Annotated in this window: 12 protein-coding genes; 5 read left to right on the forward strand and 7 right to left on the reverse strand. The window is 37.6% G+C overall.

What is annotated here, in order from left to right:
- Window positions 1–74 precede the first annotated feature (74 nt).
- The 4 genes from ACYVIL_RS20280 to ACYVIL_RS20295 all read right to left on the reverse strand — a co-directional run bounded on the left by ACYVIL_RS20280 (window position 75) and on the right by ACYVIL_RS20295 (window position 4,623).
- Entirely contained in the window at window positions 75–404 is a 330-nt protein-coding gene (locus ACYVIL_RS20280) for a hypothetical protein (RefSeq protein WP_460314558.1), read from the reverse strand.
- 91 nt (window positions 405–495) lie between these two features.
- Window positions 496–1,605 (reverse strand): hypothetical protein, encoded by a 1,110-nt coding sequence (locus ACYVIL_RS20285; RefSeq protein ID WP_460314560.1) that lies wholly within the window; start codon window positions 1,603–1,605, stop codon window positions 496–498.
- Window positions 1,606–1,933: 328 nt separating this feature from the next.
- A complete protein-coding gene (locus ACYVIL_RS20290) occupies window positions 1,934–3,175 on the reverse strand; it encodes a glycosyltransferase family 4 protein (protein WP_460314562.1) in 1,242 nt (413 codons plus the stop codon).
- Entirely contained in the window at window positions 3,172–4,623 is a 1,452-nt protein-coding gene (locus ACYVIL_RS20295) for a glycosyltransferase family 2 protein (RefSeq protein ID WP_460314564.1), read from the reverse strand. Before ACYVIL_RS20295 ends, ACYVIL_RS20290 begins: the two co-directional genes overlap by 4 nt.
- A gap of 247 nt (window positions 4,624–4,870) precedes the next feature.
- On the opposite strand from ACYVIL_RS20295, the gene ACYVIL_RS20300 reads away from it, so the two are divergent.
- Genes ACYVIL_RS20300 through ACYVIL_RS20320 form a run of 5 tightly spaced genes read left to right on the forward strand, consistent with a single transcriptional unit; the run spans window position 4,871 to window position 10,634 of the window.
- Entirely contained in the window at window positions 4,871–7,576 is a 2,706-nt protein-coding gene (locus ACYVIL_RS20300; RefSeq protein WP_460314566.1) for a glycosyltransferase, read from the forward strand.
- Window positions 7,577–7,612: 36 nt separating this feature from the next.
- Window positions 7,613–8,356, forward strand: a complete 744-nt coding sequence (locus ACYVIL_RS20305; RefSeq protein ID WP_460314568.1) for a sulfotransferase family 2 domain-containing protein — start codon at window positions 7,613–7,615, stop codon at window positions 8,354–8,356.
- The gene (locus tag ACYVIL_RS20310; protein ID WP_460314570.1) at window positions 8,353–9,228 is read left to right on the forward strand and encodes a WcbI family polysaccharide biosynthesis putative acetyltransferase; all 876 of its coding nucleotides are present in this window, start codon (window positions 8,353–8,355) and stop codon (window positions 9,226–9,228) included. Before ACYVIL_RS20305 ends, ACYVIL_RS20310 begins: the two co-directional genes overlap by 4 nt.
- Window positions 9,188–9,844, forward strand: a complete 657-nt coding sequence (locus ACYVIL_RS20315; RefSeq protein ID WP_460314572.1) for a glycosyltransferase family 32 protein — start codon at window positions 9,188–9,190, stop codon at window positions 9,842–9,844. The genes ACYVIL_RS20310 and ACYVIL_RS20315 overlap by 41 nt, the downstream gene beginning before the upstream one ends.
- 13 nt (window positions 9,845–9,857) lie before the next feature.
- Complete coding sequence (locus ACYVIL_RS20320; RefSeq protein WP_460314574.1) at window positions 9,858–10,634, forward strand: CatB-related O-acetyltransferase; 777 nt, start codon at window positions 9,858–9,860, stop codon at window positions 10,632–10,634.
- A gap of 34 nt (window positions 10,635–10,668) precedes the next feature.
- Here ACYVIL_RS20320 and ACYVIL_RS20325 read toward each other — a convergent pair whose 3' ends face one another.
- The 3 genes from ACYVIL_RS20325 to ACYVIL_RS20335 form a co-directional block, all read right to left on the reverse strand.
- Entirely contained in the window at window positions 10,669–11,142 is a 474-nt protein-coding gene (locus tag ACYVIL_RS20325) for a hypothetical protein (RefSeq protein ID WP_460314576.1), read from the reverse strand.
- 21 nt (window positions 11,143–11,163) lie between these two features.
- A complete protein-coding gene (locus ACYVIL_RS20330; protein ID WP_460314578.1) occupies window positions 11,164–13,671 on the reverse strand; it encodes an FG-GAP repeat domain-containing protein in 2,508 nt (835 codons plus the stop codon).
- A 216-nt stretch (window positions 13,672–13,887) separates the two neighbouring features.
- Window positions 13,888–16,582, reverse strand: a 2,695-nt coding sequence (locus tag ACYVIL_RS20335; RefSeq protein ID WP_460314580.1) for an FG-GAP-like repeat-containing protein, incomplete at its 5' end; no start/stop codon positions are given.

The raw sequence follows: 16,582 nt of genomic DNA on the forward strand, positions 1-16,582 counted from the left end.
TCCAACCATCTTTTGCACAAAACAATACATTATGCAATAGAGTGTAGTCAACCAAGTTTTGCACAAAAGAAGGGTTATGCTATTTTATAGGATACTTCATGATCCAACCTCAGATTGCAAATAGCCTTAACTTGTTTTGTTTGGGTAAAGTTTTCGGACGAAATAATTACTTGGTTAACGTCATCCTTGGCTAGTTCTGAACGCACGAAGTCTGCAACCATTTTCACCTGATGAGGCTGTTTATTCTTGATCATCGCAGGAACCCAGTGGACTCCCGCCTTACCTTTTCGGGTATAAACTGCGGTTCCCTGTTCTTTTAGTATCTCAATATTCTTCATTAGGAAAGATTGAATAGAAGATGTTCCGGTTTTATGTAAACCGACATGTAAGATTAATTGTTTCATTGAAAACTCTATTATTGGCGAGTGCGAAACGCACTTCTCGCAGAAAAATGCTAGCGAATGAATGTGTCGCTAGCGATGGATATGAAAAAGACTAATAATTAGGCACAAGTCTAAGAAACCTTTCTATTGATTGCCCAATGACAATATCAGGTTGAAATTTATCGATAAGTTTATTGTTAAAATCACCAGACCACACAAATTGACATTCTGAGAAATATTGTGAAAACCACCAAGTTAAGTGATGTTGTTTAGTTCCCATTTCACAAAATGAGTTCCCAAAAATCAACACCTTTTTTTCGAAAATAGCGTCTGGATTAACCCAATGTATATGCCTTCCCATGTGGGCTTTGTTAGCAGGAATAAATTTATATTTCACTTGGCGATCAAACTTGGGTATGTCATTAGTTGTCTCAAACTCTTCCCAAAACGTAAATGGGTAATACTTTCTGCCCAAATCACCACTTAATTGTTTTGAAACTCTAAACTGAGGTTCTGAATCTAAAGTTAAGCCCAAATACTTCACGAGCTCTTTGAATAAATAATATGTACCTTTTGCATTTAGATGACTATCTGTCTTAAAAAACAAATCGCTCCCATCGTACTCTGCAAAAGCGTCAACCATTGAGAAATAAAAACTGCGATCTGATTCTTCTATTGATTTAAGCAATTGAGAAGGACCGTCAATATTCCGATAATAGTGTTGGGTCATTAAGGTTTGTTTTTCGGGGATGACAAACTGAACATAGCAATAATTTGCTTCTTCTGCTCTTTCTTTTCTGGTTGAAAATAACGCTAACCACTTTGGGACTTTCTCTATATGAATATCATTGTTCTGAAATAACTCATCAACCTTGTTAGAGCCACCATGAAGAAAAAGATGACCTGACTTTCCGGTAATTGCAACACCACTTTTAGATTTCAACCCAGCCTGCAGATGAAATGCTGAAATATCCTTACAAAGTAATTCCGTCATTTTTTCTTCGATATTTTCATTTTTACCCGATTCTGAGGAGTTTAGAAGAGTTAAAGCTTCCTTAGAGGGTAAAGTTTCAGCATTTACTAGTTTCTGGGAAACCATTTTATTCAGGAAGTACACTGAGCATGAAGGCTCAGCTAAGGCAACGCTCACTTGAGCAAGAAAATGTGGTTCGAGCCTATTTTGCCCATCAATATAAAAGAAAGAGGTAGCTGATAAATCCACAAGTTGTTGTTTGAAACTGATCCTGAAACCGAACAGGTTCGCAGCGTTTTGTGCCTCAAAGTTAGCTCGATGAAACAAACGCACTTTTATGTCAATTACCCGACCACTTTCAATTACCTGAAAATTACACTCCTTCGGGTTGTCATCATTTTGGGGAACAATCCAACCAGATATTTGATTGCAGTCAAGTCGCTCAACGATAAAACCTGTTGTTTTTTGAGTCGCACACTTATGAACAATGGCTTGCTTGATTCTTCGCAGCATTCAGCTCTAATCCCTTAAATTACCGTTACATTCCAAAAACACAAAGAACAATGCTAAAAACAAACTAGCAATATATTGATAAATGCCGGTCTACACACTCTTCGATACTCATAGGAGCTTTAATATTAGCTGCCAGTTGATTTCGTAGACGCCTATCATTTACACACAAACTCATTTTATCAGCTAAATCAAATGGGCTACCATGTCTGAAATGCAACCCGTCAACACCATCTTCAACTTTTTCTTTCATACCACCAATATCACTCACAATTAGAGGTACACCGCAATTGAATGCCTCTTGAATCACCATGGGAGAGTTTTCCCACCAAATCGATGGTACAACAGCCCAATCAACTGAAGACAAGATAGACGGCATCTCCTGCGGTTCATAAGCGCCATGAAAATGCACACGGGCTCCATATTTATTCATCAGAGTTTTAACTTTTTGCTGATAACTTCCTGTTTGATGCTCTAAATTGGCACCATGAATTTCTATCACAACTTGCTTTTTAACTTGTTTAGTTAACCCCGCTAGTGCGCCTATCAACACATCAATTCCTTTGTAGGGGTTAATCTGACCGAAGAAAGCGAATTTTACTGGTCTGAAATCATTATCCGCTTGACTTACGGTTGTATTTTTTTGAATGCAATTTTGGCCGTTCTCAATGACAGAAATTGTACTTTCGTCAATCCCCCAATCAATATAGCGTTTGGCTAAAAAAGCTGATGGAGAGACAAAGTGATCAACATTTTGAAAAAGACGCTTAATGTATTTTTCACGAAGAAAGAAATCTCCTGGCTGTTTTTCAGGGAAACAGCTATGGCAATCTCGTGAAGTGGCTTTATAACAAAGTTTACCATTGGTTTTAACCATCAATCCCTTGTTGTGACAAATGGCTAAATATTCATGAAGAGTAAGAACAATCCTAGCATTTGGTAAAGACAGTTTAATTTCTTCAAGTATCTCAATTCCCAGTAAGAAGTAGTGATGTAAATGAACTACATCGGGTTTGATAAGTAACAGTAAGTCTCTAAACTCCTGCCACATATGCCGAGTTTTGATGTTTGAAAATAAAAAGCCATCATCCATAGTCGTGTGAAATAAGATTTCACGAGCACTATTTCTCTGTGAAAAAGCAGCACCGCCGTGGGGAGTCTGATCGGTCCGTGCTAGAAAATAGGCGTCGACACCTTGCTTCAGATGTTCCTGAAACATATTGTAGGCAGCCATCTCAGCACCGCCTTTATTCAGGTCTGGGTGACCATGAGAAATGATTAATAAGCGCTTCCCTTGTAAACTACTCATGCAGAGACCTCCTGAATCAAATTACGCCACTTATTTGCTTGATATGCTCCATTTGCTAAGGTCAATTTAAATTTCCAATCTCCACTATCCACTAAATCTTGGGATAAACGCTCCAAATGATAGAGTTTGATTTTTCCAGATACATACACTTTAAAGCCCCTGTCGATAACTTTTAAGCAAAGGTCTGAGTCCTCAAAATCTCCCAACACATACATAGGGTCAAAGCCTTCTAACTCCCTATATAATTTTGTAGTCATTAGCATACAAGCGCCCGTTGTAATTGGAGATGGGAAAACATCTTCCAATGGCACTAAATCCACTGGTACGCCTTTAAATGGATGGTGATTCATCCAAATTCCTGGATAGTGGGAGTCTTCTCTGAATTCCATTCCTGCGTGCTGAATTGTTTCATCCTCATAGGTAAGCGTTGCCCCCATAATTCCGGCATCATCTATTGACGAGAACTGCTCCAGATAAACTTCAAGCCATCTATTTTGCTTTGGCAAAATATCCGAATTAAGTAACAATAAATGCTCTGATGTGGCAAATTCCACACCTAAATTATTGGCACCGGCAAAACCTCGATTACGTTCAGACAAAACTAACTTAAACGGGTGTCTAAACGTTTTAAATAAGCCATGGGCAGTAATCAAAACTTCCCGTTGTAATGCGGGATCATCGAGTACATAAATAACTTCCACTGCAGACATAAAAGGATCCGCAGCAAAATTAGCTAACTGATGCTGCATAAAATCGTAACGGCCATAAAGAGGAATGACAACGCTCACTTTCGGCTCGTCAATTTCATCACCAAAAACCTTTAATTCTCGGTTGTTATTCTTAGATTGCTTGGCTTTCCAAATGCGATGAATTTCTGGTAACGCTTCAGAATGTAAAGTTTCTAAAGCACCTACTTTAGTAATATCAACTCCCTGCAAAATGCTTTTTATTTTTTCAACGTCTTTGTCTCGATTTCTTATTATCAGACTACTGGATGAATTAGAACCCGTTAAAGATATTCCATAATTTTCTACAAACTTCTTTGCTTCTTCTTGGCGAACGGGAACATGGCTTAAGATTTCAGTAACGTTATTTGCTTGCTTAAAATTCAACTTCGACATACCAAACTGGGTTTGAGAGTGGCTTAGAGATATATTATCTAAATCACCAGAAACTCCTGAGAGCACAGCTAAAAATCCAAGGCAACTGCTATCGCTAGGTAACTGAAATCGTTGAACCACATCGCTTCTAGAAAAGGTGAACAAATCAAGTTCTAACTTTTGCCCGTTAAAATGGGCTTCGATCATATTAGCACTAAGACTCGCACTTTTATGTGCCGCCCATCCTAGTATTAAAACCATATTCCCTTGGCTGATGATAAAATCCACGTGTAACAGTGCATCTTTAGATAATTTCCTTTTTAACGAATTTTTAAGCCGATTAAGCAAAGTTATTAACTCCTAAGTACAACATAATAGATACCCCATCATAACTACCAAACTGATTTATATTTCAAATTCTCATCTACCGGAATAGCGTTAATAGCAACTATTTAACCTTTTTATATTTTTAAAGGTTTTTAATTCAACGCTAAGGGTATTAAATTACAAGAAATTTCACTGACAGCTCTTCTGAATGGATTTTATAAATGATACATTACGTCGGTTTTTAAATCATTAATTAAGTAGGTAAAGGATGTCTGAAACAGCACAGTTTGTGATTGAAGACTTCACCGCAGGATTTCTTTCTGGTTGGTATTTCAATAACACTCCCTCATCAGAATCGTCTTCTTTTCAAATAGAAATCAATGGCAAAGTTATAGGTACTGGTGAAGCGACCCTTTTCAGACAGGATCTAAAAGATGCAGGGTTTACCGATGGTTGTCATGCATTTCGAGTTTTCATCGACGATAAAATAACTGAATATGGTGAACTTTCAATTAGATTGTGTTCAGAAACTGGTGACAAAGTAGAAGGTAATAGCTTCCTTTTTGAAAGGACAGAACCCACATTTGAAATGGATTTAAAGTTTAAAGATTCTTTCAACTTTATTTTTAATGTTCAGTCGGACCAAGCATACCCAAATCTTCGTTTGCAGCTAAATGCCGGAAATAAACTCGTTTATTTCCAACATCTGAACGTAGTTACAGGTAATAACCAAGTATCAGTTTCAATTCCAACTGAATTATTAGATGGAATTGAACGACTGTACACCATAGGGTTAGAGGGCAGCTCTAACGCTTTATGGCAAGGACATGCAAAATTTTCTCCGATAATTACACCCAGAGAGCACCTTAAAAACCCTCACAAGGCAACACGATTAATTAGCGACTGCGCGCAAGCCGCGTTTCGATATGAATCACTAAAATTGTGGTTCGATGAAAAGTTAGATTTGGCTACTCTTAACAATATTCATAATGCTCATAGCGTTTTGTGTGAGGGTTGGAATAATCGAAAAGAATACCCCAAACTAAGCTTACCTAAATTCGATAAACCTTTGGTAAGCATAATTATTCCCGCTTATAATAAGTTTGAATTAACTTATCATTGTATTGCCTCACTAATACTTGCTTACAACAAAACACCATTTGAAGTGATCTTAGCGGATGACTGTTCTACTGATGAAACAGAAGAGGCAGAAATTTATATAGAAAACCTGATAGTCTCCCGAAATGAAAAAAATCTAATGTTCCTTCGCAACTGCAACAAAGCAGCAGAAATTTGCCAAGGAGAGTATCTTTTATTTTTAAATAATGACACAGAAGTCACATCATGTTGGTTAGATGAATTAATCGAAATTATTTCATCGAATGACGATTGCGGCATTGTGGGAAGCAAGCTCCTTAACGAAGATGGAACATTACAAGAAGCTGGCGGAATCGTTTGGGCTTCTTGCAATCCTTGGAATGTAGGAAACGGTGACAATCCAAATAAGCCGGAATATAACTATGTGCGCCATGCTGATTATTTAAGTGGAGCTTCACTTTGTATTCGAAGAGATATTTGGGACAAAGTTGAAGGTTTTAGTGATTATTTAGCCCCAGCATATTTTGAAGACACTGATATAGCATTCAAAGTGCGCGAAGCAGGATATTCAACGCTATATGTTCCTAGCTCAGAGGTATTTCATTTCGAAGGAATGACTAATGGTAGAGACCTCAATAGTGGAGTTAAGAAAAACCAAGTAGTTAATTTCAACAAATTCGCAAAGCGCTGGTCATCAGAAGTAAGATACAATGGACAAGCAAGTATTGAGAACTTGCAGATTGAAAAAGATCGTAATATTCAAAAGCGCATTCTAGTTATTGATTACACAGCACCTGATCCTAGCAGAGATGCAGGATCATATGCCGCCATTCAAGAAATAAAGTTGATGCAATCACTGGGCTTTAAAGTGACGTTTACAACAGACAATCTTGCTCACTTAGGGGAATTGACTACCAAGCTTCAAAAAATGGGAGTCGAAGTGCTCTATGCGCCTTTTTATATATCTATTGATAGTATGTTAGCAAAGCGTTTAAAAGAGATGGATGCTGTTTATATTACTCGATATTACGTTGCACAGAGCTTTGTCGACAGAATAAAGAGTCTTCAACCATCTATACCAATACTGTTTAATAACGCAGATCTACATTTCTTGCGAGAAATACGCTCAGCAAAAAATGATGAAGATATATCAAAAGCGATAAAAACTCGTGAAGATGAATTGGATATATGCAGAAAAGTAGACGCTATCTTATGTTATAACAACACAGAGCATGCTGTTATTGCATCTCATATATTGGAGCAAGGAAACTTCCATATAACCCCCTGGGTACTCGAAAGTAAAACTGCAGGTCCTAGTTTCGAAGAACGAGAAGGAATAGCATTTCTTGGAGGTTATGGCCACCAACCAAATGTAGAGGCAGTAGAATATTTAGTAGAAAAAATCATGCCTTTACTGCAAACAAGCCGTCCAGATATAAAACTGTATGTTTACGGCAGTAAAATGCCTAAGTCCTTCGATGACTATGAGTGCGAAAATATTGAAATCGTCGGGTTTGCTAAAAGCCTAGACGATGTATTCCACAAGCACAGAGTTTTTGTAGCCCCTCTTCTATCAGGTTCAGGTATAAAGGGAAAGGTTTTAGAAGCGATGGCTTATCAGGTACCCTGTGTCTTAACTGAAGTTGCCGCCGAAGGGACTGGGCTCAGTAAAGGTATATCTTGTCATATTGCAAACACACCAGAAGAGTGGAACCAAAAAATCATAGACTTATATGATAATCCTAAAATCTGGAATGAATTTTCACAAGCAGAAGAACGACTTGTTAATGAACAGTATTCAAAACAGAATGGTTTAAACAAATTTGCTGAAATTTTTGCAAGTGTTGACCTTTTTACTAGTTCAAATCAGCAATAAACAACAAAGTTAAACTATTTTTAAGTTGAATGTTTTATGAGAAAAGTAATTTTACATTATCACCTATTTAAAAATGCCGGCACCTCATTGGATGCGGCGTTTAAGGCCCAGTTATCAAAAGATGAGTGGGCAACGAGAGAGTTTCCAGGACATAAGGAAACCAATACAAAACAATTAACTTCATGGATAAAAAACAATCCTCAAGTGAAGTGTTTCTCTTCACATAGTGCTTTCCTACCGACACCGGATATAGAAAACATAACTGTTTACCCTGTCATTTTTTTACGTCATCCGATAGATAGAATAGTATCGGCTTATTCATTTGAAAACGAACAGAAAAGTGATACTTTTGGCGCCGTTTTAGCGCGCAATACAACACTAGCAGGTTATATTGAAACTCGCCTTTCTATGCCTCATGATAGACAGTGTCGAAACTTTCAATCTAGTCGTTTTGCAATGATGTATCCACTTTCACAAGGTGGTGAGTTAGCTAGAGCTATATCTGCCATTGAAAACTTGCCTTACTTTGGCATGGTTGAAAAATTTTCAGATTCCGTAATAAAATTAACTAATTGGTTGAATAAAGAAGGATTTCATAATCTCAATCTGAAACCTACTACACAAAATGTATCTCAAAATGCATCGCTCTCTATTGATGAGAAATTATCTAAGTTACAAAATACAATTGGTCAAGATCTATTCAACCATTTGTTAGAGGTTAATGCAGATGATTTGGCATTGTATAACAGGGCCTGTCAACTTTGGGAAAGTGTAAAATGAACAGACGGAAAATAGTTATTGTTGGTAATTGCCAAGCAAGGCCTTTAAAACAAGTAATAGAATTTATTTCTGATGAAGTGGAAGTGATTGGTACTCCTATTGTCCATCTCTTGAAAGAGGAAAATAAGGTTGAGACTTTTGAATTATTTGAGAAAGCTGACCTAATCGTAACACAACTTATTGCCGATAATTACCCCTGTAAATACATCCAAACAAACCACTTGAAAACTCTATTTTCCGATAAAATTTGTACCATTTTAAATCTATTTTATTCTGGGTATACACCAGATTGGATGTATATTCGAATACCTGGAAAAGGAACTTTGAAGGGGCCAATGGGTGACTACCATAATTCAACTATTGTTAAGGCTTGGTTAGATAAAAAAACCACTTTAGAAGCATCAAAATTACTTTTTAACGTTTCTTACAACAAAGCTGAATATAACCAAATTGTTAAACAATCTCTGTCAGAATTGTCTAATAGGGAACAGAATGTAGATGTACCAATCGTGGATTTTATCTCAAATAATTTAAAAAACGAGAGACTATTTTTCACTTTCAATCATCCAAGTCACTTTCTGATTAAAGAATATGCACGCAGAATACTAGAAACTGTGAATATAAATTACAGCTTAGATAAGTTAGGTGTTAAGCAGAAAGAACCTTTGAATCAGTTTATTCCCGCTTTGAACCCTGGGGTGGGTTTTGATTTCCCAATTATAGAGGAATTCAAAGGCGTTGAAGTAGACTTTTCTAATGATAAACTTGAAACTAAAGGTACAAAATTATACTTACCAGAAGAAATTGTAAAAATCTTTTTTAGAATATACGATGACAACGATGCATTTATTAGGGGTAAATATGGTTCCTAGAAAGCTCGTACAATATTGGAATACATTTCCTTTACCAGATGACATTGAGGAATTGAAAAATACTTGGACTACACATAACCCAGCTTTAGACTACGAAATATTCGACTTTGAAAAAGCAGCGGACTTTATCTGTTCCAAATTTGGTTCTCATACTCAAAATCTCTTTTTATCCGCAGCTATTCCAGCTATGCAATCGGATATATTTCGATTGGCTTACACCCTGTCAAAAGGAGGGATTTACATAGATATGGCCACCCGATGTAAAGCTCCTATCGAACCATTAATAGGTGATTCAAATAAGACTATTTTAATGCGTAAATGGCATGGTGGAGTATGGAATGGTTTAATTATAGCTCCACCTAATAGCTCTATTATCTCAAATATTTGGGATAAAGTAATTGATAACTTAACTACTCGACGCTACCAAGATGTATGGAAAGCTACCGGACCGTTTTCATTTAATGTAGTTACAGATCAGACTCCTGATGACTCTAGCTGTGAAATTTATGCTCAAAAAGACCTTAGACAATATTTTGAGCTAGTTAACGAGTTAAAGCACAAAAAGACTGACCACTGGTCAGATGTTCAAAAGAAAAATAGTATTTATATAGATTAACCTGAGTATTAAAATGGCTGTAATACAAGTTTCTGACAAGCTTTTATCCTTTTTTAATAAAAATAGAGTTTACTTTTCTGCCATTGGAAACGATAAGGTTGAGGGAAGATTCCGAAAGGGAGAGAACTTACATTTTACGAATAATGTTAAATTAGAACCTTATAGTTCGTATATTAATGGCAGTTTTTTATTTTCTATTGGTTCTTTCTCATTTTCAAGAAGTGTATTTGCTCCCAATACCCAGGTAGGTCGGTATTGTTCTATTGGTGCTAGAGTAAGGGTTTTAGGTGTAAATCATCCAATAAGCAGGTTTACAACTTCTAATATCACTTACGATAACAAAGCTATTGCATGTAAAATGTATTTTCAAGATAACCCTGAGATTGCAAACTTCCAAGTAGACAATGATGAAATAGCCAATTCGAAGAGCATAACAATAGGAAATGATGTTTGGATCGGTGAAGATGTTAGTTTGTCCAGAGGTATTAAAATTGGAGATGGTGCAATTCTAGCAGCGAAGTCCATGGTAACAAAAGATGTCCCAGCCTATTCTATTGTTGGAGGCTCTCCAGCAAAGGTTATTAGATATCGTTTTACTGAAAACCAAATAAGACAACTACAAGAATTACAATGGTGGAACTACGATTTAAAGAACTTGATAAATCAAAAAGCAGATTTAGAAATTAATGACTTTATAAACTTACTGCTGTTACAACGTGATAAAGGAAACCTAATCACTTATGATCCTGATATAATAACATCTGAAAAAATTGTAGCACAACAAATATAAAAATAAGTAACTGTCAGGTCTGAGTTACTACACCCTATTTTTCAATTTCTTCGTTAAAAGGTACACCTAATACCTCTAACCCAATCGCATCTTCTCCAAGAGTGGCAATGGGATCTTCTGGCTCAACAGCTGGAAACTCGACCCCTACTTTTTGTATCGTTTCATTTTCAGGAGACATATAAGCAAAATCACCTTCACCTTTTTCTTTAAATTGCATTTCTTCTTCTAATTCAGCAATTAGACTTTCATCTCTTACTAATAAATCAGGTAAATTTGATTCTGTTACCTTCGAATCCAATTTTGGAGCATCATTAGATAAAATATCAGTTACTATACTTTCTTCCGGTTTAGTATTGTTTATATCTAATTTTACTTTTTTACCTTTTTGTTCACTTGAATGATCTACAGAGGAGATTGGCTCTGATAAATGTTCTTGCTTCCAAAACAAAACACCTACCATAATAGTCAAAATCAAAATGCTAACACTTACACTTTTTTGTACTTTCACTCGAGTCCCCTTTCAACAAACCTACTTAGCTAAGCTCCAGGTGTCATCCGTAGACCTCAACACTCCACGGTCCTTAATCGTCAAGCCGCTCATTAGGTGCACTAGATTGCGTGCATCCTTTTCATTACGCCACAGAATATCCGTCTTACCATCACCATCATAGTCTCCCATGTTCGCGATTTGCCAGTTTGTATCCCCTACCGTATTAATCAATTGACTGGTTTTAACTTGGCCATCTTCCATTAAATACGCCCAGTTGCGTCCATCAACTTGATTTCGTAAAACGATGTCATCTGTGCCATCTCCATCTAGGTCTCCTGAGCCCGCTATCGTCCAATCTCCATTAATTGTATTTAACACATACCGGTTAGCTATCTCGCCATCTTCCATTACCCAGATATAGTTGATACCCGTTACTTGATTACGCCAAATAACATCATCGGTACCATCACCATTAATGTCGCCTATCGCGGCTATCTTGTAATTTAAGTCCGTTACCCACAATGACGGTTGATTAACACCTATACTCAACCCGTCCATCATATAGAACCAGGTATCTCCTCGGTCTACTCGACGCCACATCACGTCACCTTTGCCATCGCCATTAAAATCACCACTTCCTCGAATTTCCCATTGCGGGGCTGACACATAGTTAAGCACCTGACGTGCTTTAATACTCAGACCTTCCATTAAATAAATGAAATTTTGACCCGTTAATGTATTGCGCCACAGAATATCTGACATGCCGTCATCGTTATAATCTCCCTGTCCCGCCATTAACCATCCGGCTCCTTGGACTACATTAATTGGACGGGCTAACTTCGTCTTAACACCATCCATTGCCCAAAGATAATTCCAACCTCGCGCTTCACTGCGCCACAATAAATCTGATTTACCATCGCCATCTACGTCGTTTTTAGGTTCAAACACACTGATTAAAGGATTTAATGGTGCAGCATCATCCTCATCTAACACGCCATCATTGTCATCATCTGGATCAGCATTATTACCAATACCATCTGAATCGGTATCAGTATGCTCATTAGGATCTACAGGGAATGCATCAAAGCTATCGGTTATGCCATCATTATCATCATCTTCATCAAACGTATCTAAGACACCATCAAAATCGCTATCGGTATCGTAAGGGCGCTCTGTATTATTGTAGCTCTCAGGATAATCGCTAAGATTAACTAATGAGTAAATTCCAATGCGAGGCTTAATATTAAAACCCTCCGAGAATTCATTTTCGACATAGTCAGAGTCCACGACAAGTGCGCGTCCGTACTCATCAACAGATATAACGCTCCAAACTCTCTCATGTAGAGTAAAGTATCCATCTAGATATCTATTTATTGTAATCTTATTACCAGAAACTGCGTAATCACTTAGGTACGGTAATCTAAATTGATCGTCACTTGCTGTAATTCCAAATCGCACTTCACCATTATCTAAAAATTGATGAGCAAAACAACACCCACTTTCCAACTTTCGAATTCCATCTTGCCAATATGACGCATTATGAGAATTAATATCGGAATTATATACTAGTGGAAAATCAGTAATTAAATTCTCAGTCAGCAAGGAATATGAGTCATCAAACTTTGCTATTGTAGACACGATCTCAAATTGAACTTCTTCTGCGATTAACTCCTGAATAAATACAACGTACTCTTTAGCGTTAACCATAAATGGATTATAAACAACTGTTTTATCTCCAGAAATAATAGACAATGCACCGTTAGACAACTGCCAAGTTAGGTCTTCATCCCCATAATGTGTGGATGCAGTGCCGCCAATAGATAGTGTGATTTCATCTATTGTAAAAGACGCTTCAGGTTCACTTCCATTATAAAATGAATTGATAGAATAGGTATATGGAATCGCCCATTTCCCAATAATATTTGACTCATTAAATAGCCCCATATCATCTTTGATAGAGGTAAAGAATTTACCTGCACTGCTATTTTCAACTACGCCCATACGATTATTGCTGAAATCCACATTTTCAGGTAAAACGAAAGTATAGATTGTTTTATCGTTTTTAATTATTTCAATTTCGTTACCAAGATCAGACGCAATTGTATAAACCGTTTGCAGATTAGTTTTAATTTCAAGCTGCTGTTCAATTATGCCTTGCTGATAAAGTGAAAATAATTCCGCTGCAGTCTCACTTCCCCAAATATCAGATAAAAACGTATAACTATAATTAATTGCAACAGAACTGCTTGCTATGCCTGATTCAAGGACCAATTCCCCGTCATCTATTACCCAAGTTAAACTTTCATTGTACGGTACTTCACCATTCATATAGGTTTTCGTTACACTGGCAGAGTGATCTGTATGAAAGCTAATTGTTTCAAAATACCGAGGGGTAAAGGTAGGTTGCGTTTCCGCAGTGTAAACGAATGTCTTTCCTGCAATATTTTCTTCTGAAAACTGCAATCCAAAAACATCTGCATTCACGTTTGAACTATTGACCGTCAAAAAGCAAATTGATATTAAAAAAACATAAAAACGGTGAACCATATATTTCCCTTTTACAAAAAATCCTATTTGTCAACTATATAATGTTACTACCTGCTAATCAAGAATATGCAATTGTGAGTACACACTTCATTATATCAAGCATTCAAAATGTTGATTTAAGCCATCTCAATCTCATATCTGTTTGCTATATTCTAACACTCATAAAACTTGAGCCGTCTTTAAAAAGACGGCTCAATGACACTTTAAAACTGTTATTTATTTCGCCAACGTCCAAGTACTATCCGTAGACCTCAACACTCCACGGTCCTTAATCGTCAAGCCGCTCATTAGGTGCACTAGATTGCGTGCATCCTTTTCATTACGCCACAGAATATCCGTCTTACCATCACCATCATAGTCTCCCATGTTCGCGATTTGCCAGTTTGTATCCCCTACCGTATTAATCAATTGACTGGTTTTAACTTGGCCATCTTCCATTAAATACGCCCAGTTGCGTCCATCAACTTGATTTCGTAAAACGATGTCATCTGTGCCATCTCCATCTAGGTCTCCTGAGCCCGCTATCGTCCAATCTCCATTAATTGTATTTAATACATACCGGTTGCCTATCTCGCCATCTTCCATTACCCAGATATAGTTGATACCCGTTACTTGATTACGCCAAATAACATCATCGGTACCATCACCATTAATGTCGCCTATCGCGGCTATCTTGTAATTTAAGTCCGTTACCCACAATGACGGTTGATTAACACCTATACTCAACCCGTCCATCATATAGAACCAGGTATCTCCTCGGTCTACTCGACGCCACATCACGTCACCTTTGCCATCGCCATTAAAATCACCACTTCCTCGAATTTCCCATTGCGGGGCTGACACATAGTTAAGCACCTGACGTGCTTTAATACTCAGACCTTCCATTAAATAAATGAAATTTTGACCCGTTAATGTATTACGCCACAGAATATCTGACATGCCGTCATCGTCATAATCTCCCTGTCCCGCCATTAACCATCCGGCTCCTTGGACTACATTAATTGGACGGGCTAACTTCGTCTTAACCCCATCCATTGCCCAAAGATAATTCCAACCTCGCGCTTCACTGCGCCACAATAAATCTGATTTACCATCGCCGTCTACGTCGTTTCTGGCCTCGCTCAGTATTTCACAGCATAGTTCTGGATCAGTAGGATAAGCATCCTCACCATCCAAGTAACCATCGTTATCTGTATCCATATTATTAGGGTTAGTGTTAGCTTGATATTCCTGCAAGTTTGTTAATCCATCAAGATCCGCATCTAAAACGGCATCAGCCAATAATAAACGGTCAAGATCAAAGTGCATTTCCCACCAATCAGGTATTAAATCACCATCACTATCATGGGTCTGGTTAACAACAAATTCACTTCCTACTCCCCAACTTCTGCTAAAGACAATATCACTTTTAGGTAACGATCCCTGCGAAAGATAAATATATGAAGTCAAGATAGTACCATCTAGAGGAGCATAGTAACTTGATGAGTAGATCACCGGTGAAATAGTGTTGAGTGACGAACTCAAAGGGTCTAAGTTCCCAAGGTCCCAAGTAGCCCATTCACCAAATTCACACGAATTAGAACTACAACTTGTTACTCCAGCAGATAACTCAGGAGCAGTTGTATATTGAGGTACCATAACATTAAGATTTATGTCCGCTAACTGTAGGTCACCTTCATTTGTTGTTTCAAAATCTAAGTTCATAGAGGTTGAAGGCGCAAGTGGCGATACGTAACTACTTTCAATATCAAGATCCAATCCGCTAAGATCCTGAACAACAGTAGAGATAGATGCTTTTGCCACATAACTTTCATCATCACCGTTTCTAAGTTGTACGTCCAAATTCAAAATATCACCAGGCTCCGAACCTGTTGCCAGACGCAAAACCACGGACTCATCTAACCAGCGTTGATTATCTAAATTACCAATGGGCCAATAAATCATTCTTCCCTTAGTAACTTTCAACCCTGTAGCCGAAACATATTTGTATCCCTGAGGAACCTCCATGCTCATAACTGCATTACTTAAAGCACTTCCAGTTACATTTCCTAAGGTCATTTTGAAGGTTTGTTCTTCACCAATTTGAAGCTTAAATTTATCAGCTTCAATTGCTAACGTTGGATTAAGGTCAGTAGCGCCCCCGTAAACAACTGTTGGCTTAGTGCCTACGTAATAACTTCCGCTACTTTCTGTTAGCAATGCATGGCTTATCCAAGGAGCGCCCTTTAAGGGTGAATCATTGTATACATAGACCAAAAGTGCACGACTCTCACCAGCATCTAACTGGCCTATCGCTAACGTTGCCCACTCTCCCGCGTTACAATATGTAGAACAGCCTGTCATTTTTGGTAACGTCTGATTTGTATTAAATTCAGCACCGACTGAATTCATGATATTCAAGTTGACATCAGTTAAAGAGACATCGCCTTTATTTGCAATTACATAACGGTATATCAAGGATGTAGAATTAGGTAAAAAATCACCGTTTGCAGTCACAGATAACTCTAAATTAACATCAGATTTAATAACAATACTTTCAGAAGCCCTTACAATCGACGGGCCTCCAATATGCAGATTTGCTTCACTAACCAAAACTGAACCATCCGACTTATCAGCTGGAGTCTTAACAGTGTAATACCGCTTACCACTATCTTCATTATTAAGCGTATTAATATCCCAGCTCACCTGACCATTGACATAACTGCCACCATCGCTGGCACTCACAAAAGTCACTCCATCGGGTAAATCTACGTCAAGTTCTAGATTTTGTACCGCACTACCGGAAACATTACCGTAACTCAATTCATAACGATGCTCTTCACCTGAAGCGACAACTTGTTTATTTGACGTAATCGATAACATCAGGCTCATTGAATCGTCATAAAGCACTGTGGGTTTCGTCCCAACTGTA

It is taken from the genome of Aliiglaciecola aliphaticivorans (genome assembly GCF_054782055.1).

Bases quoted from the DNA above. Each gene is read 5' to 3' on its own strand.
- ACYVIL_RS20310 (WP_460314570.1), top strand. From the start codon at position 8,353: ATGAACAGACGGAAAATAGTTATTGTTGGTAATTGCCAAGCAAGGCCT.
- ACYVIL_RS20330 (WP_460314578.1), bottom strand. From the start codon at position 13,671: ATGGTTCACCGTTTTTATGTTTTTTTAATATCAATTTGCTTTTTGACG.
- ACYVIL_RS20305 (WP_460314568.1), top strand. From the start codon at position 7,613: ATGAGAAAAGTAATTTTACATTATCACCTATTTAAAAATGCCGGCACC.
- ACYVIL_RS20315 (WP_460314572.1), top strand. From the start codon at position 9,188: ATGACAACGATGCATTTATTAGGGGTAAATATGGTTCCTAGAAAGCTC.
- ACYVIL_RS20280 (WP_460314558.1), bottom strand. From the start codon at position 404: ATGAAACAATTAATCTTACATGTCGGTTTACATAAAACCGGAACATCT.
- ACYVIL_RS20290 (WP_460314562.1), bottom strand. From the start codon at position 3,175: ATGAGTAGTTTACAAGGGAAGCGCTTATTAATCATTTCTCATGGTCAC.
- ACYVIL_RS20320 (WP_460314574.1), top strand. From the start codon at position 9,858: ATGGCTGTAATACAAGTTTCTGACAAGCTTTTATCCTTTTTTAATAAA.
- ACYVIL_RS20300 (WP_460314566.1), top strand. From the start codon at position 4,871: ATGTCTGAAACAGCACAGTTTGTGATTGAAGACTTCACCGCAGGATTT.